The following is a 1,678-nucleotide window of genomic DNA, read 5'->3' on the forward strand; positions in this document are numbered from 1 at the left end:
GCGGTCGCGCCCGGCAGGGGCGCGGGGCCCGGGCAGGCCGGCGTGGGATGTCGTGGGGCCGGCGCATCGTCGAGTCCGGCCGTTGTCGGTTCAGGCCGCGGCCGCCGGCGCCGTGGCGGGTGCCGTCTTCGGTGCGGGCTTGAGGCTGGCCGACCAGCGCATCGCGGGCCGCTCGACGGCGCGGTAGAACAGCCAGGCCAGCGGGATCGCCGCGGCGAGGAACAGGAACGACGGCCAGATCGCGCTCTGCAACTGCGAGCGGTACAGCAGCGAGCCGAGGCAGACGAACAGCGGCAGGTGGATCAGGTAGAGCGAGTAGCTGAATTCGCCGAACCAGGCGAAGCCGCGCACCAGCGCGTTCGACGGCGCCGGCCGCGCGATCGCGGCATACAGGTAGCAGGCGAAGCCGAGCGACCAGAGCTGGAATGCGCCGTACTGGCCGAAATGGAAGGCCGCGCAGCCGAGCGCGATGCCGGCCGCGCCCGCCAGGTACCAGCCGCGCGAGGGCAGGCGGTTCGCGCCGCGGCCCGCGCGCAGCTCGGCGATCAGCGCGCCGAGCGTCCAGGACAGCCAGTAGGAGGTGAACACCTGGATGTCGTGCCGCTCGAACAGCCAGGCCGACGCCAGGTTGAGCAGCGCGACCGCGGCCACCAGCGGCATGATGCCGATCCGCTTGCGCAGCGCGAACCAGAGCGGGTAGACGGCATAGAACTGCACCTCGAGCGAGAGCGTCCAGAGCGCGCCGTTCGAGCCGTAGGTCTGCCCGGCGATGCCCTGCAGCGACAGCAGGTTGACCAGGAAGGCCTGCCAGCCGATCTCGCGGATCTTGTGGCTGACCGGCGTGAACTGCAGGCTCACCAGGTCCAGCGCGAGCGTGAGCAGCAGCGCGGCCAGCAGCACCGGGTAGATGCGCGCGAAGCGGCGCGCCCAGAAGTTGGCGACGTCGAGCCGGGTGCCCGGCGCGGCCGCCAGCTTCAGCGCGATATTGCGGTGGATGCAGTAGCCGCTGATCACGAAGAAGATCGGCACGCCGGCCGAGCCCCAGGCGAACGGGAAGGTCAGGTAGGCGGCCAGCGCGTTCGGATCGAGCGCGTGGCCGTGGGCGCGATGGAAGGCCTGCATGCCGATCCAGACGATCTGCCGGCAATGGAAATAGGCCACCAGCAGCGCAGCGAAGCCGCGCAGGGCGTCGATCAACGCATCCTTGTTGTCGGGAGCGGCGGGCCGCGCGAGCGTCGGCGCGCTGGGAGCATTCATGCGTCGGTTTCCTTGGCCTGAAATAGCGAACGATGCGCGGCGGGCGAACGGCCGTTCGCCGTTTGGCGCACCCTGATCCTAAGGCGTGAGAAATCGAACGATGAACGAAAAAAAACCGCATGAAATTGCAACAAGACGTTTCGCTGCCCGCGCCGTTCCAGGTGGCGAAATCCGCCCAATTATTTGCCGATTTTTTTCTGATAGTTTGGGTTCGGGTCGAAACAGACGAGGGATTGCAAGATGGATATCAACTGGATCGCAAGCGGCGCGGTACTGCTGGTCATGGTCGTGTTGTCGGCCTATCGCGACGCCTTGAAGAACGAACCGATCAGCCGCTTCGGATTCGAGCGTGGCGACGCGGCATTGACCGAGGAATTCGAATGACCGGCCGCGCGCGCGGCGCCTCGCTCGCGGCCGGCCT

General features: G+C 67.9%; 2 protein-coding genes. One reads left to right on the forward strand and one right to left on the reverse strand.

The window, feature by feature from the left end:
- Positions 1-90: 90 nt before the first annotated feature.
- Positions 91-1,257, reverse strand: coding sequence for an acyltransferase (locus F3J18_RS37220; protein ID WP_126241329.1), 1,167 nt, complete (start codon positions 1,255-1,257; stop codon positions 91-93).
- Positions 1,258-1,376: 119 nt separating this feature from the next.
- Between F3J18_RS37220 and F3J18_RS38000 the strand changes: the two genes are divergently transcribed.
- Positions 1,377-1,678 (forward strand): hypothetical protein (locus F3J18_RS38000; protein WP_205195730.1); only part of this gene is annotated, 302 nt, incomplete at its 3' end.

It is taken from the genome of Burkholderia sp. Ax-1720 (assembly GCF_011753035.1).
GTDB lineage: Bacteria > Pseudomonadota > Gammaproteobacteria > Burkholderiales > Burkholderiaceae > Burkholderia > Burkholderia gladioli.

Excerpts from the sequence above, each read along its gene's own strand:
- F3J18_RS37220 (WP_126241329.1), bottom strand. The coding sequence starts at position 1,257 with ATGAATGCTCCCAGCGCGCCGACGCTCGCGCGGCCCGCCGCTCCCGAC.